This window comes from Pantoea eucrina (assembly GCF_002095385.1).
GTDB classification, from domain to species: domain Bacteria; phylum Pseudomonadota; class Gammaproteobacteria; order Enterobacterales; family Enterobacteriaceae; genus Pantoea; species Pantoea eucrina.
On the sequence record NZ_MIPP01000028.1, the window covers coordinates 1 to 20,723 of the forward strand.

The window sequence follows — 20,723 nt, forward strand, 5'->3', positions numbered from 1 at the left end:
CGGCGACCGGCTCCACGCTGCTGGGGCTCGCTTTCGCGCTCGCCGCCACGCGCACGCCGCTGCCCTGTAAAAAAGCGCTGCGCATGCTGACCATTCTGCCCATTATCACGCCACCGTTTGTTATCGGACTGGCGCTGATCCTGCTGTTTGGCCGTTCGGGAGTGGTGACAGAACATCTGGCCGCGCTGTTTGGCATAGAGCCCGGTCGCTGGCTCTATGGCCTGACCGGGATCTGGATCGCGCAGGTGCTCTCTTTTACACCCATCGCTTTTCTGGTGCTGATTGGCGTAGCGAGGGCGTCAGCCCCTCGCTGGAAGAGGCATCGCAGACGCTGCGTGCCGATCGCTGGCGCACCTTCAGCCGCGTTTCGCTGCCGCTGATGGCGCCGGGTCTGGCAAACGCCTTTCTGATCAGCTTCATCGAAAGCATGGCCGATTTCGGCAACCCGATGGTGCTGGGTGGCAGCCACGGCGTGCTCTCGACAGAAATTTTCTTCTCGGTGGTAGGCGCCCAGAACGATCCGAGCCGCGCGGCGGTGCTGGCGATGATCCTGCTCTGCTTCACGCTGGCGGCCTTTGTGCTGCAGCGCCTGTGGCTGGGGGGCAAAAACTTTGCCACCGTAACCGGCAAAGGGGATGGTGGCCAGCACAGCCAGCTGCCGCGGCTGCTGCGCGGCGGCGTCTATGGGCTGGTGATCCCGTGGGGCCTCTTTACACTGGTGGTCTACGGCATGATTCTGGTCGGAGGTTTTGTGCAGTCGTGGGGCCTGAACAGTGCGCTGACGATTGAGCACTACGTGCGCGCTTTCCGCGTGAGCATCAGCGACGGACACCTGCTGTGGAGCGGGGTGGCATGGAACTCCTTCTGGACCACGCTGGAGATAGCGCTGATCGCCGCGCCGCTCACCGCAATTGTCGGGCTGCTGACCGCCTGGCTGATTGTGCGCCAGAAGTTTGCCGGGCGGCAGACGTTTGAGTTTCTGCTGATGCTGAGCTTTGCCATTCCCGGTACGGTTATCGGCGTGAGCTATGTTATGGCTTATAACCTGCCGCCGCTGGAGATCACCGGGACGGCGATGATCCTGATCGCCTGTTTTGTCTTCCGTAATATGCCGGTGGGCGTGCGCGGCGGCATTGCCGCCATGAGCCAGCTCGATAAAAGTCTGGATGAAGCGTCGCTGACGCTGGGTGCCAGCAGTTTCCGCACGCTGCGCAAAGTGGTACTGCCCCTGCTGAAACCGGCCATCAGCGCCGCGCTGGTCTACGCCTTTGTGCGCGCGATTACCTCTATCAGCGCCGTGATTTTCCTTGTCAGCGCGCAGTACAACATGGCGACGTCCTACATCGTTGGCCTGGTGGAGAACGGAGAATATGGTGTGGCTATCGCGTACTCCACCGTACTGATCTTTGTCATGCTGCTGATTATTGGCCTGTTCCAGTGGCTGGTGGGTGAGCGCCGGCTGCGCCGCGTGGCGCGCCCGGTAGATGTCGCCGCTCCGCCCGTTGCTCCATCCTTAACCCAGGAGAGTGCTGTATGAGTGCCATCAAAGCAGGTTCCGTTGTATTTGAACACGTCATTAAGCGTTTTGCCGGGTTTAACGCGCTGCCGGATCTCTCGCTCACCGTGGAGCCGGGTACGCTGGTAACGCTGCTGGGTCCTTCCGGCTGCGGTAAAACCACGACGCTGCGCCTGCTCGCCGGGCTGGAACATCCTACCTCCGGACGGATACTGATTGGCGGGAAAGACGTCACCCATCTGCCCGCTAACGAACGCGATGTGGCGATGGTTTTTCAAAGCTACGCGCTGTTCCCCCATATGAGCGCGCTGGAAAATATCATGTACGGGCTGCAGTCGTCCGGGATGACGAAGCGTGAGGCGCAGGATCGCGCGCGTGAAGGCCTGAAACTGGTAGGACTGGAGAGTCAGGGACAGCGTCTGCCTTCAGAATTGTCAGGTGGCCAGCAGCAGCGCATTGCGGTGGCGCGCGCGCTGGTGCTGGAGCCGCAGGTGCTATTGCTGGATGAGCCGCTTTCTAACCTGGATGAACGGCTGCGTCGCCGGGTGCGGACCGATATCCGTGATTTGCAGCAGCGGCTTGGCTTTACGGCAGTGTATGTCACGCACGATCAGGAGGAGGCGCTGGCGGTATCCGACAAAATTATTGTCATGAAAGAGGGAGATATCGCTCAGCAGGGCGCGCCGGAAACGCTCTATCGCAGTCCGGCCTCCGAGTTTATTGCCGATTTTATGGGAGAGGCGAATATTCTGCCGTGTGAAGTTGAAGAGGTCGCAGAGAGTGAGGCGCTGATTCGGCTGGGAAATCAGCGCTATCGCGTGCCGGACAACGGTGTCCTCGCCGGCACCGCCCGTCTCTCCGTGCGCCCGCAGTTTATTACGCTCAGCACTCACCGCGCCGGGGCGCTGACGGGGGAGATCACGCACTGCACCTGGTTGGGCGACCATATCGAATATGAAGTGACCACTGAGCTGGGCGCCTTGTTTATCGTCGATGCACAGATGGAGCAGCAGCTGCCGCTGGCGGCACGGGTCGGCGTCGATTTCAAACCACAGGGGCTGGCTCTGATTGCCGGCTGACAAGAGGAAGCGTCATGAGTGAGACAGTAAGCAGTGCGCTACAAGCGCGACGGGAGCTGGCTGAGCAGGTTGCGCGGGCGGGGGGTGAAAAGGCTCTGGCCTGGTTCCGGCAGCGCGATTCGCTGGTGGTGGAAACAAAATACGATCTGCAGGATGTGGTCTCACGCGCCGATCGTGAAGTTGAGCAGCTGATAGCAGAGCAGATCCGCCTCCGGTTTCCGCAGGATGGTTTTCTGGGAGAGGAGTATGGCCTGCAGCCTGGTTCGTCAGGTTATACCTGGGTGGTTGACCCTATCGATGGCACCAGCCCGTTTCTGAACGGTATGCCTAACTGGTGCGTGTCGGTGGCCGTACTGCACGAGGGGATACCGGTGGTTGGCATTATTTATGCGCCGGTTTATGAAGAGTGTTATGCCGCCTCCCTCGGCGCTGGCGCCACGCTGAATGGCACAAGACTGCAGGTTGATCCCGCACGCACTTTGCAGAATCACGTTACAGGTTTTGGTGCAAACAGCCACGTCAGCCCGGAAGAGGTGGGCAGGCTGCTCGCGTCGCTGCTGGCGGCGGGCGGCAACTTTATCCGTATTGGCTCAGGCGCTCTGATGCTGGCCTGGGTCGCTGCAGGACGGGTGGTAGGCTATTTTGAACCCTATATGCACGCCTGGGATTGTCTGGCGGGATATTGTCTGGTGAAAGAGGCGGGAGGCTGGTATCACCCGTTTAATACCGAAGGCGATCGCCTGCTGAAAGGCGCTCAGGTGCTGGCAGTGGCGCCAGGCGCTGAAACCGAGCTCAGGCAGATTGCCGGCGTGTAACTACCGTTAGCGGATGCAAATTATTGCATCCGTTTTTTAACGTAACCGGAACGCTGGTATGCCAGCATACTGCATCAGTAAATATCCGATTCATCAGGCTATTTTTTATTAAAAAAAATATAACAAGAAAATATAGCGTAAAGGCGTGAAATAGCGCTTAAAAAAATCCGTAATTAAAATTGTATAAATTTGTCATCGCAAAACTTCGTTTTATTTTTGTTTAATATAGGTGCTATAAAAATGATTTCTCTTACACGAAAAGGAGAATATCATGATTAAAATTGATTATAACAGCTATCGTTCTGTAAAAGGCTTTAACCGCCGCGTACGCTTTCTTATTATGCATTACACTGCATTAAATTTTAACGGTTCAGTGAATGCGCTAACGGGCGCTTCCGTCAGCGCCCACTATCTGGTCCCGGATTTTACAGACAAAACGTATATCGACGCCGGATTTACCGATGAACGTATATTTAACCTGGTGGATGAGCACGAGCGCGCATGGCATGCCGGCGTCAGCACATGGGCCGGACGAACAAATATTAATGACTCATCCATCGGCATAGAAATTGTTAATGAGGCTAAAAGTAGCAGTGAAGGATTTATTTTTCCTCCTTATCCCGACAGTCAAATCGAGGCGATAATTTCTCTGGCATATAATATTCTGCAGCGTTATCCCGATATTACACCTACGCAGGTAGTAGGGCACAGCGATATTGCTCCGGGTCGCAAAAGCGATCCGGGCGCAAGCTTTCCGTGGCAGCGATTATATGAAGCGGGCGTGGGTGCCTGGTATGATGAAAGTACGAAACAGATGTATATGGAGCGTTTTGCTGCCGGATTGCCGGATAAAAATGAAATTATCAGCAAATTTAAAACATATGGCTATAACACGCAGGAGGCTGCATCCGCTCACGGCTATCGTGTGCTGGTCAGGGCGTTTCAGCTGCATTTTCGTCAGCAGGATTATGCGGGCGTAATGGATACAGAAACGGCCGCAATCCTCTATGCGCTGGTAGATAAATATTTTGCTGGCTAACAGACGCTGCTCTGCCGCACAGATAGCGGCAGAGCACGCTTCAGGATATGACAAACTCCTGATACCCGGAGTAGATCACATACACCGCGAAATAGCTGAAAATCAGCGCTGAGGCGAGATAAGAGAGCCTCAGCAGCTTCCCACCCAGCATTTTGCCGCCCAGCGCGCCGGTCAGGCAAATCACGCCGCTCCAGAGCAAACCTGCAATAAAGAAGCCGCTCAGGAATTCTGCCGTGGCGCCTGCTCCCTGGTTACCCATACGCGCAATCAGCGCGCCGCCCACGCTGGCAAACCAGAGAATGGCGGTAGGCGATGACATTGCCAGCACCACTCCGCGCCGGAATTCCCGTGACAGCGGCTGTCGGGGCGCGGTTTCAGCTGCCGGCATGGCAACAGACTTTATGAGCGCGGCGTAAAGCATACGCCCGGCAAACCCGATCAGTAGCAGGCCACCGCCAATCCATAATGCCCAGCGCACAGGCGCAAATTGCAGCACCATAGCCATACCCGCCAGCGCCAGCAGGGCATAGATCAAATCGCCAATGCAGGTGCCGACACCCAGCCAGAAACCCTGCAGAAAACCACGCTGCATCGCCAGGGTCAGCATGGCGATATTGGCAAGACCAATATCGAGACATAAGGAGAGGCTAAGCAAAAATCCATTTGAAAACGGCAACATAGATCCGTCCCGGGCAGTAAAAAAGCTATTAAATCATCTCTGGCAGGCAGTGTTAATCGCAGAATCAGATTGTTGACTAACTCCTATAGACGGCTTGCAGAATCGTTGCCAGATTGCCCGTTTCCTGACTACGCTGTATCACACCTCTGGTCTGCAGGATAAACATAACGATGTCTATACCTTTCAAACCCGCTGCGTCTGGCGCATTGACGCCGCTTTCCGTAGCACTGTCACTGGCTCTTTTTACTTTTGGGGGAAATGTAATGGCACAAAATAGCGAAGATCAAATCGCCCTGGTGGGCACTTGGACCAGCGTGCCTGATGCTCCGGCGGCTGAAAAACCGGCGCAGCCAAGCGAGGGGCTCTACCGGCTGAAGCTGAACCGTGACGGCACGCTTACTCCGCTGGATGTGGTGAAGATGAAGAGTCCGTCATGGCTGGTGAAATCTGCCGACGGGCGTTTTCTCTATACCACCAACGAAGAGAAGGCGGGCAGCGTAACCGCACTGTCGGTTGCGGCTGATGGCACCGTAAAAGTGATCAACACGATAACCAGCCACGGCGATGAGCCAACACACGCCACGCTCAGCCCCGATGGCCGCTATCTGCTGGTCGCCAACTATTCCGGTAATAAAGGCGGTGCAGGCATTGCCGTACTGCCGGTGAACCAGGATGGATCGCTGGGTGCGCCGGTGCAGCACTTTCCGTTTGCTGAAGGCAGCGGCGTCGTGGACGAGCGTCAGGAGAGCGGACATGCTCATTCAGTCACGTTTACGCCGGATGGAAAGACGCTTTATGCCGCTGACCTGGGGGGTGACAAGCTTTATGCTTATCGCTACGACGCGCATTCAGCCACGCCGCTGCAGCCGGATCCGGCACGCGACATGACCTTTTCACCCGGTGCCGGGCCGCGTCATATGGTATTTTCAGCCGATGGTCACTACGCCTGGGTCATTGCAGAAATGGCGGCGGTGGTCGAAACCTGGCGGTTTACGGGAGAAAAACCGGAACGCATTGCGAGTACGGACATAGCGCCCGATAACGCTACGGCGGATCAGAGAAGCGGCGGCGCAATCATGCTCAGCCCGCAGGGCAAATTTCTGATTGTGTCCAACCGCGGTTCGCATAACCATCTGCTGGTATTCCGGATTGGGCGTGACGGCAAACCGGAGGCGCCCGTACGCTACCCGGCAGGCGGCATTGAGCCGCGGGCGTATCTTTTGACGCCACCGGCCGCTATCTGTACGTGACCAATGTCTTCACTAACGCCATTTCGCTGTTTTCTTTTAATGAAGAGAGCGGCGAGCTGGAGGCGAAAGGAAAGGCGGCAGAAATTGCCACGCCAACTGATATCAAATTTGTGACCACAGAACGTCCCTGAGCGGCTAACGGATAGGCAACTGTTCAAGCGCCGTCAGCAGCGCATCAACTTTCGGTAACAGCTGCTTGCGGCGCGGCCAGATCAGCGACAGCGCAAAGCCGTCTGGCTGCTGCTGTGGGAGAATAATTTCGAGCTCGCCACGCTGCAGCGGCCCGGCGATGAGCCAGGAGGGCATCTGCGCCACGCCTAATCCGGCACAGACTGCCTGCACCTGTGCATCCACATCGCCCAGCGCCATACGATGCGGGACATTACGCCAGTAGGCGTGCCCCTCTGCGGTAGTCAGCAGCCAGGGCTTGGTGGTGCCATCAACCCGTTCATACATTACCGCCGGATGCAGCAGCAGCTCATTTTCCGTTGCGGGATAGCCGTGACGCGCCAGGTAGTCCGGCGCTGCACAAAATACCATACGTTCACGCCCGAGATGACGGCAGCCAAGCGACGCGGGCAGATCCGGCGAGCCGCCGATGCGCACGGCCAGATCGATTCCCTCCTCAAACAGATCGATAAAGCGATCGGAAAACGTCAGGCTTAGCTCCACTTCCGCGTGCTGCTGGCAAAAAGCGATCAGCAGCGGCATCACCGCCAGCCGGCCGTAGGTGCTGGGCAGGGCCAGTCGCAGGCGCTGACGGGATCGTGCGCTGCGCGGCCAGTACCGATTCCGCTTCGGCCAGCTCCTCCATGACGCGCAGGCAGGTCTGATAGTAGGCGCTGCCGGCATCGGTCAGCTTCAGACTGCGCGTGGTGCGCTCCAGCAGGCGTGAGCCGAGACGCGTTTCCAGCCGGGTAACGCTTTTACTGATCGCTGAACCGGTCAGATGCAGCCGCTGCGCCGCCGCAGCAAAGCTGCCGCATTCCACGCTGGCAACAAAAGGAACAATATCTTTCAGGCGATGATCGTGCATCTATTCATGAACTCAATTCAGAAATGAAGTGAATTTTTACCAGAGATAAGAACTGATTTCTCTATTAGGCTAAATATTAATAAACCGACGGGAGGATAATGATGAAAAAACAGGCACTCATTGTAGGGATCAGTGGCGTTATCGGACGTGCGCTGGCAGAACAGCTGCAGAAAGAGGGCTGGGACGTTACCGGCTTATCGCGCGGACGTGGTGCAGTACCGGATGGCTGCCGTAGCCTGACTGCTGACCTTACCGACAGCGACGCGGTACGCGATGCGCTGGCGCAGGAAAAACCCGATGCGCTGTTTTTCAGCGTCTGGGCACGTCAGGAAAATGAGAAAGAGAACATTCGCGTTAATGGCGGCATGGTGCGTAACGTCATTGAGGCGCTGGGCGAACGGCTGCAGGGTGCTCACGTGGCGCTGGTAACCGGCCTTAAGCACTATCTGGGGCCTTTTGAAGCCTATGGTAAAGGAGCCGTACCGGTTACGCCGTTCCGCGAAGAGCAGGGCCGCCAGCCGGTAGATAACTTCTATTATGCTCAGGAGGATGAGCTGTTTGCCGGGGCCGAAAAATATGATTATCGCTGGAGCGTGCACCGTCCGCACACCATCGTCGGCTTTGCACTGGGTAATGCGATGAATATGGGCCAGACGCTGGCCGTCTATGCCACCCTGTGCCGTGAGAAAGGCTGGCCGTTTATCTTCCCCGGCTCGCCTGAGCAGTGGAATGGTTTGGTCGATGTGACGGATGCTGGTTTGCTGGCTGAGCAGCTGGTCTGGGCGGCTACAGCAGAAGGCGCAGCGAATCAGGACTTTAACGCAGTAAACGGCGACGTTTTCCGCTGGAACTGGATGTGGCCGCAGCTGGCAGCCTATTTTGGTATCGAAGCTGCAGACTTGCCGGCTCAGACGCTGCCGCTGGAAGAGAGAATGCAGGAGGCGGCTGAAATCTGGCAGGAGATCGCTGCACGCTATCAGTTACGTGAGGCGGATATCAGTAAGCTGGCGTCATGGTGGCATACCGATGCCGATCTCGGTCGCCCGATGGAAGTGTTTACAGATATGAGCAAAAGCCGCAAAGCAGGTTTTACCGGCTATCGTTCGTCCGTTGACTCTTTTATCCAGCTGTTCGATCGCCTCAAAGCGGAAAATATCATCCCGCGCTGATGCACTCAGGTTCTGCCGCCGCCTCTGGCGAGCGGCAGACGTTGCGCATAAACGCTATCTTTTACCGCACTGTTTTTATTTTGTAAAACTGACGTGCCTGGTCTGTTTTCAGCCTGTGAAGTTACGTGCAAAACGCACAAATGCCTTAAGCCAGCGGCAGATTGGTGCGGTTCGTTTATTTATTTTTAGTACCAGATCCTTACAATAACCCGCTGATACATTTCACCAGGTTATTGCGTTATGACAACAATTCTGAAAAACAACAACAGTGACACACAGCAACTTTTGGCCGTCATCGAACATGCTGTCAGCGATCCGGTTCCGCTGGTTCAGTCTCTGCCTGAGAATTTCTGGCAGCAAATTGAGTCGCTGGCCGTCGCCGCTGCAGAAGAGTAGCGATTGAGTCCCGGCTGGCTGTCAGAGTTAACCGGGACATCCTCTTTATCACTTCACAAGACGGCTGAAATTTTTCTTTTCCCTCCTCCTCTTTTCTCAAACACCCGCTAAAATTAGCTCGTTCAGCACGCGCGACCCACGGCACCTGTCAAAATTACTGTTTATCCTGTTTTTATACGTATAAACATGATGTTACCTTTATGTAAATTAAGGTAAATAACAGGGAGAGAGTGAGGATTTTCCCGCTGCGGGTTTAACTGTGCTGCTTTTTTACGGTATAAATCTTTCACCAATAAGCCGGGCGAAACGACAACCCATGACTATCACCGCAAGCCGTACTCTTTTTACCAGTCTGCTGCTCTTTACGCTGGCTGGATGCGCGAAAAAGCATCATGAAGCGCCTCCGCCTGACAGCGCTGAAATGAATCTCTCTGGTGATAAACAGCCCGATTTAATCCCGGTTATTGCTGCACTGCACGATCAGATGCACTCCTGGCAGGGCACAAAATATCAGTGGGGCGGCACGCAGCTCTCCGGCGTGGACTGTTCAGGCTTTGTCTGGCGCACGCTGAAAGATCGCTTTAATATTCCGATGGAGCGCGTGACGACACGTGAACTCATCGCCATGGGCAAGCCGGTCGATCAGGCCCATCTGCAGCCGGGCGATCTGGTCTTTTTCCGCATCAGGCATGAGCTGCATGTGGGCTTCTATGATACTGACCGCCAGTTCCTGCATGCGTCGGTGAGTCAGGGTGTGATGCGTTCATCCCTCAACAATCCTTACTGGAAGTCTGTCTATCTCCAGGCGCGGCGACTGCCCCGCGAACAGGGTTCGCAAATCAGCTTCAACTATAAAAACAAAGTCTGAGCGCTACCTGCTTCTCTGATCCAGGAATAACAGCCGTACCCCTCTCCGCCTGCTGAGAAAAACCGCCTGATGGCGGTTTTTTTACGCCTGTTTTTATTCAAAAAATATGAACATAAACGGCAAAATGCTTAGCTTTTAAACTCTCCTCAACACCTTTATTCTCTCTTCATCGCAACAGAGGCAGCGCTGATAGCGTTTCCGGAGTGATTCTCCACCTGCTTTTTTAAGTGAAATAAACTGCTTGACTTGCTTGTGAATTTAGTTAGCAAGATCACAGTAACAGCATTAATTATCAAAATGTATATAATTTACAGTGTTACTATATTTCTCATCAAAGGCGTGCGGCCTTTAAAACAGATATTAAGGAAAAGATTATGAAAACCATGAAAGCTCTCTCAATTGCTGCTGTAACCGCTCTGACCCTGGTATCCGGCGCAAGCTTTGCACAGAGCATCTCTGTGACCTCCGGTACGCTGGATGGTGCAGAAGCGAAAATTGCCGCTCAGGCGCAGGAGCAGGGCGCGCAGTACAAAATTACTGAAGCCAATACAAACAACCGTGTGCATATGACCGCTGAGCTCTATAAATAATCTGGCGTGAATAAGCGTTAAGGCCGCCTTCGGGCGGCTTTGCTGTTCTTATGGTTAAAAAATAACCAATCAATGGCGGCGTATCTGCCATGCGGCCTGCAGAAGGTTATCCACAGGTTTGCGCCTGCTCTTTTCACGCGGAATGTGGATAAACCCGCAAGCATAATCCACTCTCTTTGTCAGGTAAGGCGCACGTTTAACTGTGCCAGGCCGATCTATCTATTCGCCTCATTTTTATTCTATTTTATTCCCTGACTGCAGAACGCATAGCAATGACACGCTTCAACGCGAATTTTAACCTTTAGTAACTTATTTCTGGTTACACATTATTGCGGCGCAACTCAGGTAATTCATTCGATATTCCGGAATTTCATTACTATATTCAGCATGAATGCAATCTGCATTTATTTTCGGGGATAAGAATATGCGTAAAATAGCGTTTGCTTTATTAACTGCCGGCGTGCTGTTATCAGCGACTGCTCAGGTTCAGGCTAAAGGCTGTCTGAAAGGGGCTGCGGTAGGCGGTGTGGCAGGGCATCTTAAGCATCACGGTGTAGCCGGTGCGGCAGCAGGATGTGCAGTAGGTCATCACATGGCGAAAAAAAAGAGAAAGAAGCGAATAAAAATACGCAGTAATACTTATTGGGCAGGGCGCTATTTAGCCCTGCCTGAGAACGCTCAGTGCTCCTCTTTATTTCCCTGCGTCCACGGATTAAATCCGGCGTCAGCAAGATCTTTCTCAGGCTGTTCAGTTAACATCTCCCGATAGAGCGCTTCAACTTCTGTACGCGCCCAGGGTGTACGTCGCAAAAATTTAAGGCTCGACTTTATACTGGGATCGCTTTTAAAGCAGTTAATATTGATCTTTTTTGCCAGTTCTGCCCAGCCGTAATGTTCTGCCAGCGCAGTCACTATCATTTCCAGCGTTACGCCGTGCAGAGGGTCATTTGAATGCATATCAGGTTGCGTCTCACAGGGCAAAAAGGGGCGCCAAGGTTACCGTAAACCTACGGTAACCGCAAACCACCCCGCGGTGAAACGTGTTTGTCAGGATTGATCGACCCAGATGAGTTTATCGGTGGCGAAGCCCAGCTCTCTGGCGAGATTAACGTAGTCCCGTTTGACCTGCTCCGGGATCTGCGGCTGGCGCGACAGTATCCACAAGTAGCTGCGATTCGGGCCGCTGACCAGCGCATACTGATAATCTTCATCCAGCGCGATAACGTTGTAGCCGCCGTAAAAAGGCCCGAAGAACGAAACCTTCAGCGCCGCAACGTCAGAGCGTCCGGTGAAATAGGCTTTACCCTCGCTTTCACTCCAGGATTTCTTCTCCGGATCGTAACCGCGATTGATAACAACCAGTCCGCCATCGCTGCGCTTTTTATACGTGGCGGTCACGTGATCTTTACCACGCTCAAAGCGATGATCGAGACGCGCAATTTCATACCACTTGCCCAGATAGCGCTGTGCATCAAAACCGGTAACCGGCTTAACACCTTTGGGCGGGGTAGGCGATTTGCAGGCCACCAGCGTCAGTGAAAGCGCGGTGACAGCAACCAGAGGCCAAATCTTCATTGTCTCTCCTTACACAACATCGTAAAAATCCCATGCTGAGTATAGTTAAGGATTGACGAGGCGTGGCGGGCGCGGGCAGATGCGTTCCGCCCGCGCCTTTGCCTGCCAGGCTTATGGTGCTTTCTCGTCGTCCGCCGGAAACTGAGGTTCATCAATGGCAATCGACTTACCGGACTTCAGCAGCTGAATATCGAGCATGACGTAAGTCATGGTGGTGATAAACAGAGAGATAACGCTGCCAATAACGCCGCTGGTGGTAAAGGTAAAGAAGTTATACATCACCACCCAGGTGACGCAGATAAACAGCGCCAGCGCCACGCTGATAGCGGATTGTGAATAATTGGTTGCGCGCGCGCCCATTTCGTTGATCTGCATACTGAGGTTGCACCCTGTGTATTTCTCAAGTACCCAGATGCCCTGGTCCCAGCTGCGCAGACGACGCGCGCTGCCGCGTGTCACAAACAGAAACAGCAGTGAGATAAACAGGCCTGAGAAAGCGATCAGCACCGGTACTGCCGCCAGAGCATAAGCGATACTTTTATGCAGCGAATCCTGTGCCAGACCGGTGAGATCCAGGGTTAACGACGCGCCGAGTACGCCATATAAAAACAGAAACAGCACCAGATAGAGCGCGTTACGTTTCCAGTCGAGATCGGCTTCGTGGTTTTTCTGCTGACGAGCGATAACCAGAGCCTGCTGCAGGCGCTGCGCTTCAGCAGAGCTGGCGTCGATGGTGTCAGGTTCACTGCCCAGCAGTCGGTGGATAAAAGGCCGATCGGCCGGATCGATAATCACGTGCATAAGGGTTCCGCAAACAGAAGATAAGTGGCAACAGTGTAACAGTTGCCGGCTCAAAGTGATCGTTAAGGCGCGGCTGAAAGCCGTCCGGTGCACCGGTCTTAATCAGAGCGTACCGCCGGTTGTTGGCGATAGCGCATTATTCGGGTAACGTGGAATACTCACCGTTTTATTCATCAGGCCAGCCTGGACTGGCAGGAGCCTCTTTGATGTCAGCTTCCTCTTCACTTGTCGCGCTAATCTGTCGCGCGCCTGAAAATGCGGCAACCGCGCGTCAGCTCAGCGCATTCAGCGCTCAGCTCAACAAACGCGGCATGGTCAGCCTATTGATTCATGCGCAGTCACGCGAGGAGCTGCAGCAGGCGCTGCATAATGCCGCCGAGCTGCCGGTTACGCATCTGCTGTATCTCTCATCTGTCTGCGACGATGAGCAGACTCTGGCCGCAGAGATCCTGCCTGCGGTCGCGCAGCTTCATGCTGATGCACTGGCCAGCGATCGCTACAGCGCCGGCGAAGCGCTCGCCCTGCTGCTGCTTTCGCAGGGGCATCAGCGGACAGGCTTTATGCACGCCGGCGACACGCCGGCTATAAGCCAGCAGCTGGCAGGCGTGAATGCCGCTTTGCAGACGCAGGAGAAAGAGATACAGCTTTTACTGACGGCCGGCAGTGAGCAGCGCGAAGCGGCGTATCAAAGTATGATGACCTACCTGAAGAAAACCCGTGCCGCTGAACGTATTAACGCGCTGGTGTGCAGCAGCGATGAGCTGGCGTTTGGCGCGCTACAGGCCGTGCGTGATTTTGGTCAGGGTGCGCACGTGGCGGTAACGGGCTATGGCAGCGTGCCCGAAGCGGCAACATCCACCTGGCATCTTACCCGCTGGGCACCGCGCAGCGAGTTACAGATCGAAGAAACGCTGAACCGGTTACTGGAGCAGCGTGCTGACAGCAGCGTCTGGCAGCAGGGTGCACTGGAAGTGCGGCATTCCCATCAGGGAAAATATATCCCGGGCAAAATGTCGCAATGTGGCTGCGCGATTCGCCACTAAAGCGCGGCTCCGGACAGCATGAATGCGTATCCGGAGCCCTGCACTTAACGCAGCACGCCGCTGCTGTCAGCCTGCGCGGCACCGGAAGGCTCAATCACCACCGGAATACTTTTATACGCGGGAATACCGCTTTGCGTATCGTGGCTGTCGAGCGGCACCATGATATTCGCTTCCGGATAGTAAGCGGCTACCGAACCGGGCGCCATGTCATAAATCACGAGGGTCAGGTTCTCCATACGGCGCTGCGTGCGGTTGCCCTGCGGATCGAGCGCGGTCATATTGACCGTATCGCCGGAGCGCAGCTGCCGGCTCTCCGCTTCATCGGCAGAAATAAAGAGTACGTCGCGCCGGCCGGTAATGCCGCGATAACGATCGTTCAGCCCGTAAAGCGTCGTGTTGTATTGATCGTGACTGCGCAGCGTGGTCAGCACCAAATCGTGACACTGTAGCGAGCGCGGATCCTCATTGATGCCCTGCATCACTTTAAACTGCGCGCGCTTCGACGGCGTCAGCCAGACACGTTCAGAAGCCGCGTTGTACAGGCGGAAACCGCCAGGCTGCATTACGCGCTGGTTAAAGTTCTCAAAAGCGGGGAAGACGGCTTCAATCGCATCGCGGATGTTACTGTAGTCGCTGACCATTTTATCCCAGTTTACGCGGGAAGCCGGCAGCGTCGCTTTTGCCAGTCCTGCTACCAGCGCCGGTTCCGATTTTAGATGCGGCGAGGCAGGCTCCAGCGTGCCGCGCGAGGCGTGCACCATCGACATCGAATCTTCCACGGTGACGCTCTGGTCGCCCGACGCCTGGCGATCCCGCTCCGTGCGGCCCAGCACAGGCAGCAGGTAACTATGTTTAGCCATCAACAGATGAGAGCGGTTGAGCTTCGTCGCCATATGCACCACCAGATCGAGCTTGCGCATCGCTTCAAAGGTGATTTGCGGATCGGAGATCGCTTCAGCAAGGTTGCCGCCCAGGCAAAGCAGCGCCTTTGAGCGTCCGTCACGAATCGCCTGAATCGCCGCCACCGCGCCGTGCCCGTGCTGCTGCGGGGGCGTGAAGCCAAAGACCTTCTGCAGACTGTCCAGCAGCGTCTGCGAGGGGATCTCTGTAATGCCCACGGTGCGATCGCCCTGTACGTTGGAGTGTCCGCGCAGCGGGCAGATGCCTGCGCCGCGCCGGCCAATATTGCCGCGCAGCAGTAGCAGGTTCGCAATCTGCTGCACATTTTGCGTGCCGTACTGATGCTGGGTGATGCCCATTCCGTAGCAGATAATGGTGTTTTCCGCGGCGGCGTAGAGGTGGGCAATATTCTGGATTTCGGCGATATCCATGCCGGAGACTTTCAGAATATGATCCCAGCTGGTGTCATCCAGATCCGCTTTCAGCGCCGCGAAGCCTTCAGTATGTTCACGGATAAACGTCTCATCCAGAACCGGCGGCTCGCCGGCTTCAAGCGCGTTATCATGCATAGCCAGCAGCGTTTTCATCACCCCTTTGAGCATGGCCGCATCGCCGCCAACGCGCACTTTATAGTAGGTTGAGGCCAGCTGCGTGGACCCCATCGAGAGCATTTCAATCGGGCTTTGCGGAGAGGTAAAACGCTCCAGCCCGCGCTCGCGCAGCGGGTTAATGGCCACAATTTTTGCACCACGCTTAGAGACCTCCCGCAGCGTCCCCAGCATACGCGGATGGTTGGTGCCAGGGTTGTGACCAATACAGATCACCAGATCGGCGTGATCGAAATCCTCCAGCTCTACCGTGCCTTTGCCGACGCCGATGGATTCAGGCAGGCCTACGCTGGTGGGCTCATGGCACATATTGGAGCAGTCGGGAAAATTGTTGGTGCCATATTCGCGGGCAAACAGCTGCCAGAGAAAGGCCGCTTCATTGGAAGCGCGTCCGGAAGTATAAAATTCCACGCTATCGGGATCGTCATAACCGCGCAGCAGCGCGCCAATCTCCTGCAGCGCAGTCTCCCACTCAATGGGCTGATAAGTATCACTGACGGCATCATATTTCATCGGATGCGTGAGCCGGCCTTCACCTTCCAGTTCAAACGCGCTGCGCTGCCAGAGTTCGCTGACGGTGTGTGCGGCGAAAAAGTCGGGCGTGGTGCGTTTGCTGGTCGCTTCCCAGGAGACGGCTTTGGCACCATTCTCACAAAACTCAAACGACGAGGCGTGACGCGGATCGGGCCAGGCGCAGCCCGGACAGTCAAATCCCTCCGGCTGATTGACTTTAAATAACGCAATCACATCCTGTTTCACCGCCATCTGACGGCGAATGGCATCTGCTACCGCTTTCAGTGCACCCCAGCCGCCGGCTGAGCCGCCATAAGGTTTAATGCCGACATCCCGATTCTGCTCTTTCATGGCTGCTTATCTCGCGTAAAAAATTATCTAATAAGCCTGGAATAAGCTGCCGGGTCCGCAAGGAAACTATTTAAAACAGGTTATTTTAATGTTTACAGAATATTGCAGCGCTGCGATTGCTAAACGGGCATATAAGCGCATCGGATTCTCGCCTTACCGCTATAACATGCTATATAAATGATAATTATTATCAGTAAATTGATGCGGAACTGACAGAATGCACAACGGTAAAACTCTCCATACTGACTGCTGTATTGCAGGCGGCGGTCCGGCCGGATTAATGCTGGGATACCTGCTGGCGCGTGCCGGCGTAAATGTGATTGTGATTGAAAAACATGCTGACTTTTTGCGTGATTTTCGCGGTGACACTATTCATCCTTCAACGCTGGAAGTGATGCACCAGCTTGGTCTGCTGGATGAGCTGTTAACGCTGCCGCATCAGCGGGCTGAAAAGCTGCAGGCGGAAGTGGGTGGGGAAGAGATCACCATGGCGGACTTTTCCCGCCTGCCGGTGCGCTGCCGTTTTATCGCCTTTATGCCGCAGTGGGATTTTCTTGATTTTCTGGCGCGCAAAGCCCGCGCGTATGACAATTTTACGCTGCTGCAGGAGACCGGCTTTGCTGACTTTATCAGAGAGGGCGACCGGGTTACCGGCCTGACGACGTTACAGGGAGAGACTATTCACGCACCGCTTGTGATCGGGGCTGATGGTCGTCACTCACAGGTACGTGCTAAAGCCGGATTGACCAGCCAGAGTTTTGGCGCACCGCGTGACGTGCTGTGGTTTTCACTCCCTAAGCTTCCCGACGATCCGGCGCTCGGCATGGGTCATAAAGGACCGAAGCAGAATTTTATTGTGATCGATCGCGGTGATTACTGGCAGTGCGGCTATACCATCGAAAAAGGTGAGTTTGAGCGGCTCAAAACGGGCGATGTCGCTGCATTTATTACGCGGCTTGCTGAGGTGGCCCCCTTTAGCGAAGCGCGGCTTCATGTGCTGACGCACTGGGAAATGTTCCGCCTGCTGTCGATCCGGATCGATCGGCTCGACAGCTGGTGCCGGGCAGGGGTACTTTGCATCGGAGATGCGGCGCATGCGATGTCGCCCATCGGTGGCGTAGGGGTGAATCTGGCTATCCAGGATGCGGTGGCCACCGCTAATCTGCTCACGCCTTCACTGCTCAGGGGCAGGGTGAGCCTAAAAACGCTACAGAAAGTCCAGCGGCGGCGTCAGTTTCCGACGGTTGCCACGCAGTTTCTGCAGATAAAGATGAGCAGTAAAAAACGCACGCGCAGCGCGCCGTCAAAAGTGCCGCAGTTCATCAGCCGCTACCCGTTCCTGCGTCACCTGTTTGGGCGTCTTATCGGACTGGGATTTCGCCCGGAACGCCCGCGTCTGACCGACAAAGTCTGAATTTCAGACAAAAAAAAGCCCGCGAGGCGGGCAGGCGAACGATAACCGGTAAACTTTCTCGTCAGCAACGCATTGCTGTTTAGCGTCACTATAATAGCAACGTTTCAGCGAACGTACGAATTTTGTTCGATGAGTTAATTTTGCTGAACAGATAAGTAATTTATGCAGCCGGGCCGGTTCAGGCTAATCCTTCGGTAATGACAATCGTTGCGTCAGCAATATCAGCACGCGCAGCACGCGCCTGCTGATATTCGGGTGAGTGGTAACACGCCACGGCCGTCTGATAATCGGGAAACGCGATTAACACATGCCGGCCATAGCTCTCGCCTTCCAGCGTCAGCGCCTGCTCGCTCCGCGCGAGAAATGTTGCCTGATATTTATTAAAGGCCGCCGGTGCAAGATCCCGGTAACGCTGATAGCGCTCAGCATCATGCACCGTCACGTGTGCTATCCAGTAAGCGGTCATGGTTACTCCTCCGTTGTCAGAATCGTTTTTGCCAGCTGCGCAGCTTCCGTCAGATGCTGTATCACCGCTTCTCTGGCCTGCTGCGGATCGCTGGCTTCAACCGCCGCACAGATACGCGACATACGTTCAAATCCGGCAACCTGGCGTTCAGGGCTGCGCAGCGTCATGGCGCGCAGCCGGCTGATACGGCTGTTGAGCCGCTGCACGATTTCCCAGGCGATATGATGCTCCGCAATCGAAAACAGCGTTTCATAAAACGCCTGAGACGCTTCAACCCGTTCAATATCGTCATGATGTTCAGATGCTCTGGCAATTCGCATCAGCCGGGTGTGCAGCTTCTGCTTATCTTCCGTTGTGGCTTTGCGGGCGCAATCTTCTGCAGCTGCAGATTCAAGCAGCTGACGTATGCTGTAGATCTGCTGCGCAATCTCCCAGGTCAGCCGCGCCACAATAGGCCCTTTTTTAGGCAGGTTTTCGATCAGTCCTTCCGCTTCAAGATAACGGATCACTTCCCGCACCACGGTACGACTGACGCCCAGCTCATCACACAATGAGCGTTCAACCAGACGATCGCCCGCTTTAAAATAGCCTGAGATGATTGCCTGTCTTACTTTGACCAGCGCCAGTTCCCGCAGTGTCACCGGCGTGTTTTCAATCCTTAAGGAGTGAATCGCAATCATGATCTTCCCTATTGTCCCGCGTTAAGAACCGTTGCGCGAAGCCCCCTGCGCGCGCTCTTTTTTACTATTAGCACTGTTCCGGCAGTTAACGCAACGTCGCGGACGTGGCTGCAACAGAGTCTGAGGTCATAAAGCCCTCAGCGGCGCTGTGATTTCGTCTGACGCCGCCATACCCGGAATTTGTCATTGCTCACATTTTTATCACTTATCGCTGAAGTATTCCCTTTTCCCGCGCGGGCTTTAAAAATAATGCATATTTATCAATCAAATGATTTTTTTCCGCTGCGCTGGCCTGCATCACTTTTATGATGCCAGTCACACTCCGATAGCTGATTTTCTACCCGCTAAAACCTGCACTGGCAGCCCGCTAAAAATGGCCCAGGACCGCGTCTGGCGCATCCTGGCGCATACAAAGCAGGCAATTAAGGTATGACTGTATGATGGTATACCATGTTTTGACATCCCAAAAGTGGCGATGCTATACCCCTTTCACCAGTAGCAATTAACAAACCGTTAACTTGAAAGGGGTTTACATGCATCCGGATATTCGTAAAACCGTCGTCACCACTGAAACCGTGTATACCGATGGCGGCAAAGCGGCGGGCACGCCGCTGGTGATGATTGCGGCTGCAGCCGTGGTCAAAAATCCGTGGGCTGGCAGAGGCTTTGTTGAAGATCTGGCACCAGAAATCCGTGAGATGGCGCCGGTATTAGGCGAATTGCTGACCGGATTAATCGTTAAAGAAGCGGGGGGCGGCGATCGCGTGGTCGCCTATGGCAAATGTGCCGTTACCGGACTGAACGGCGAGCTGGAGCACGCCTCAGCGCTGATTCATACGCTGCATTTTGGTAATCACTACCGTTCTGCGGTGCAGGGCAAAACCTATCTGGCATTCAACAATACGCGCGGCCCGGCCAACACCCCGATCCTCGTCCCGATGATGGGAACAGAAGATGAGGGCTCGCGCGAACATTATCTGACCATGCAGTTCACCATCAATGATGCTCCGTTCAGCGACGAGATCGTGATTGCGCTGGGCGCTGCGCTGGGCGGCCGCCCGCATCATCGCATCGGTAACCGTTATCTTGATCTTAAAGAGCTTGGCCATGATCAGAAAAATCCAGCCGCTGTCTGAGGCGTCAGCGCAGGTCAGCTATCTCGAAGCGGGAGCCGGCACTCCGCTGGTGCTGATTCACGGCGTGGGCATGAATGCGGAAGCCTGGTTTCCCCAGATAGCGGTACTGAGCCGCCATTTTCGGGTTATCGCAGTGGATATGCCCGGGCATGGCGACAGCACAGGCTTCGGGCATCACGCGACGCTGACCGACTACGTTTCCTGGCTGGCAGCCTTTCTCGCCACTCAGCCAGAGCAGCGTTTTGCGGTTGCCGGGCACTCAATGGGTGCCCTGATCACCGCCGGACTGGCAATTGATTATCCGCACTCTGTCAGCCGCGCCATCGTCATGAGCGGCGTCTTCAGGCGCTCAGCTGCGGCCCGCGCTGCGGTCCTGCAGCGCGCTCACGAGCTGGCAAGCGGTGATGTCCAGCTGGATGCGCCACTGGAGCGCTGGTTCAGCGCCACCCCGGAGGAGCAGCCGCTGCGTCACAAAGTCGGCGAGTGGCTGCAGCAGGTCAGCCCGGCAGGCTATGCGCGCGCCTATCAGGCGTTTGCTGAAGGCGACTCGCTGTATGCCGATCGCTGGGCAGAGATGCGCTGTCCGGTGCTGGTCATGACGGGCGAACTGGATGCCAACTCCAGTCCGGAAATGACACGCCAGATGGCCGGCGCAGCACCTTACGGTGAGGCGGTGGTTATCGATAACGCCAGACACATGTTGAATCTGACCGATGCTGAACGGGTCACGCAAGAGATGCTCTCTTTCCTTGAGCCGGTTGCAGCCCCCGTCACGTCACAAGAGCCTATTCAGGAGTAA

Annotated in this window: 18 protein-coding genes and 4 pseudogenes; 14 read left to right on the forward strand and 8 right to left on the reverse strand. The window is 55.3% G+C overall.

Annotation, left to right across the window (positions count from 1 at the left end; genetic code table 11):
- From HA43_RS12605 to HA43_RS12620, 4 genes and pseudogenes are all read left to right on the forward strand, one after another.
- Positions 1-1,537 (forward strand): annotated as a pseudogene (locus HA43_RS12605) (ABC transporter permease); the annotation flags it as partial.
- Positions 1,534-2,595 (forward strand): ABC transporter ATP-binding protein, encoded by a 1,062-nt coding sequence (locus tag HA43_RS12610; RefSeq protein ID WP_094111813.1) that lies wholly within the window; start codon positions 1,534-1,536, stop codon positions 2,593-2,595. The pseudogene HA43_RS12605 and the gene HA43_RS12610, both read left to right, overlap by 4 nt.
- 14 nt (positions 2,596-2,609) lie before the next feature.
- Positions 2,610-3,410, forward strand: coding sequence for an inositol monophosphatase family protein (locus HA43_RS12615; RefSeq protein ID WP_094111814.1), 801 nt, complete (start codon positions 2,610-2,612; stop codon positions 3,408-3,410).
- A 271-nt stretch (positions 3,411-3,681) separates the two neighbouring features.
- The gene (locus HA43_RS12620; RefSeq protein ID WP_094111815.1) at positions 3,682-4,449 is read left to right on the forward strand and encodes an N-acetylmuramoyl-L-alanine amidase; all 768 of its coding nucleotides are present in this window, start codon (positions 3,682-3,684) and stop codon (positions 4,447-4,449) included.
- 40 nt (positions 4,450-4,489) lie between these two features.
- Here the strand turns inward: HA43_RS12620 and HA43_RS12625 are convergent, their stop codons facing one another.
- Complete coding sequence (locus HA43_RS12625; RefSeq protein WP_040113586.1) at positions 4,490-5,128, reverse strand: LysE family translocator; 639 nt, start codon at positions 5,126-5,128, stop codon at positions 4,490-4,492.
- Between the two features lie 263 nt (positions 5,129-5,391).
- On the opposite strand from HA43_RS12625, the pseudogene HA43_RS12630 reads away from it, so the two are divergent.
- A pseudogene (locus HA43_RS12630) lies at positions 5,392-6,509 on the forward strand (lactonase family protein).
- 4 nt (positions 6,510-6,513) lie between these two features.
- Here HA43_RS12630 and HA43_RS12635 read toward each other — a convergent pair.
- Positions 6,514-7,414, reverse strand: a pseudogene (locus HA43_RS12635) (LysR family transcriptional regulator).
- A gap of 101 nt (positions 7,415-7,515) precedes the next feature.
- On the opposite strand from HA43_RS12635, the gene HA43_RS12640 reads away from it, so the two are divergent.
- The 5 genes and pseudogenes from HA43_RS12640 to HA43_RS19220 form a co-directional block, all read left to right on the forward strand.
- On the forward strand, positions 7,516-8,583 hold the full coding sequence (locus HA43_RS12640; protein ID WP_071668378.1) for an SDR family oxidoreductase: 1,068 nt from the start codon (positions 7,516-7,518) through the stop codon (positions 8,581-8,583).
- A 240-nt stretch (positions 8,584-8,823) separates the two neighbouring features.
- Complete coding sequence (locus tag HA43_RS18895; RefSeq protein WP_158086450.1) at positions 8,824-8,979, forward strand: hypothetical protein; 156 nt, start codon at positions 8,824-8,826, stop codon at positions 8,977-8,979.
- 316 nt (positions 8,980-9,295) lie between these two features.
- Positions 9,296-9,847 carry a C40 family peptidase gene (locus HA43_RS12645; protein WP_040113578.1) on the forward strand — a complete coding sequence of 184 codons (552 nt, stop codon included), beginning with the start codon at positions 9,296-9,298 and terminating at the stop codon, positions 9,845-9,847.
- 374 nt (positions 9,848-10,221) lie between these two features.
- Positions 10,222-10,437, forward strand: coding sequence for a YdgH/BhsA/McbA-like domain containing protein (locus HA43_RS12650; RefSeq protein ID WP_040113576.1), 216 nt, complete (start codon positions 10,222-10,224; stop codon positions 10,435-10,437).
- A gap of 424 nt (positions 10,438-10,861) precedes the next feature.
- Positions 10,862-11,053, forward strand: a pseudogene (locus HA43_RS19220) (hypothetical protein); the annotation flags it as partial.
- Positions 11,054-11,115: 62 nt separating this feature from the next.
- On the opposite strand, the gene HA43_RS12660 reads toward HA43_RS19220, so the two are convergent.
- The 3 genes from HA43_RS12660 to HA43_RS12670 all read right to left on the reverse strand — a co-directional run bounded on the left by HA43_RS12660 (position 11,116) and on the right by HA43_RS12670 (position 12,813).
- Positions 11,116-11,394 carry a VF530 family protein gene (locus HA43_RS12660; RefSeq protein WP_094111816.1) on the reverse strand — a complete coding sequence of 93 codons (279 nt, stop codon included), beginning with the start codon at positions 11,392-11,394 and terminating at the stop codon, positions 11,116-11,118.
- Between the two features lie 90 nt (positions 11,395-11,484).
- Positions 11,485-12,012, reverse strand: coding sequence for an outer membrane lipoprotein Blc (gene blc, locus HA43_RS12665; protein WP_040113572.1), 528 nt, complete (start codon positions 12,010-12,012; stop codon positions 11,485-11,487).
- Between the two features lie 111 nt (positions 12,013-12,123).
- Complete coding sequence (locus tag HA43_RS12670; protein ID WP_094111817.1) at positions 12,124-12,813, reverse strand: RipA family octameric membrane protein; 690 nt, start codon at positions 12,811-12,813, stop codon at positions 12,124-12,126.
- A 206-nt stretch (positions 12,814-13,019) separates the two neighbouring features.
- On the opposite strand from HA43_RS12670, the gene HA43_RS12675 reads away from it, so the two are divergent.
- Positions 13,020-13,856, forward strand: a complete 837-nt coding sequence (locus tag HA43_RS12675; RefSeq protein WP_094111818.1) for a substrate-binding domain-containing protein — start codon at positions 13,020-13,022, stop codon at positions 13,854-13,856.
- 44 nt (positions 13,857-13,900) lie between these two features.
- Here the strand turns inward: HA43_RS12675 and HA43_RS12680 are convergent, their stop codons facing one another.
- The gene (locus HA43_RS12680) at positions 13,901-16,228 is read right to left on the reverse strand and encodes an FdhF/YdeP family oxidoreductase (protein ID WP_094111819.1); all 2,328 of its coding nucleotides are present in this window, start codon (positions 16,226-16,228) and stop codon (positions 13,901-13,903) included.
- Between the two features lie 217 nt (positions 16,229-16,445).
- Here HA43_RS12680 and HA43_RS12685 point away from each other — a divergent pair, with 217 nt between their 5' ends.
- A complete protein-coding gene (locus HA43_RS12685) occupies positions 16,446-17,642 on the forward strand; it encodes an FAD-dependent oxidoreductase (RefSeq protein WP_094111820.1) in 1,197 nt (398 codons plus the stop codon).
- Between the two features lie 178 nt (positions 17,643-17,820).
- Here the strand turns inward: HA43_RS12685 and HA43_RS12690 are convergent, their stop codons facing one another.
- Positions 17,821-18,108 (reverse strand): DUF1330 domain-containing protein, encoded by a 288-nt coding sequence (locus HA43_RS12690; protein WP_040113562.1) that lies wholly within the window; start codon positions 18,106-18,108, stop codon positions 17,821-17,823.
- 2 nt (positions 18,109-18,110) lie between these two features.
- On the reverse strand, positions 18,111-18,788 hold the full coding sequence (locus HA43_RS12695; protein WP_040113561.1) for a GntR family transcriptional regulator: 678 nt from the start codon (positions 18,786-18,788) through the stop codon (positions 18,111-18,113).
- A gap of 533 nt (positions 18,789-19,321) precedes the next feature.
- Here HA43_RS12695 and HA43_RS12700 point away from each other — a divergent pair.
- Positions 19,322-19,924, forward strand: a complete 603-nt coding sequence (locus tag HA43_RS12700) for an amino acid synthesis family protein (RefSeq protein ID WP_040113559.1) — start codon at positions 19,322-19,324, stop codon at positions 19,922-19,924.
- A complete protein-coding gene (locus HA43_RS12705; RefSeq protein ID WP_094111821.1) occupies positions 19,896-20,723 on the forward strand; it encodes an alpha/beta fold hydrolase in 828 nt (275 codons plus the stop codon). The genes HA43_RS12700 and HA43_RS12705 overlap by 29 nt, the downstream gene beginning before the upstream one ends.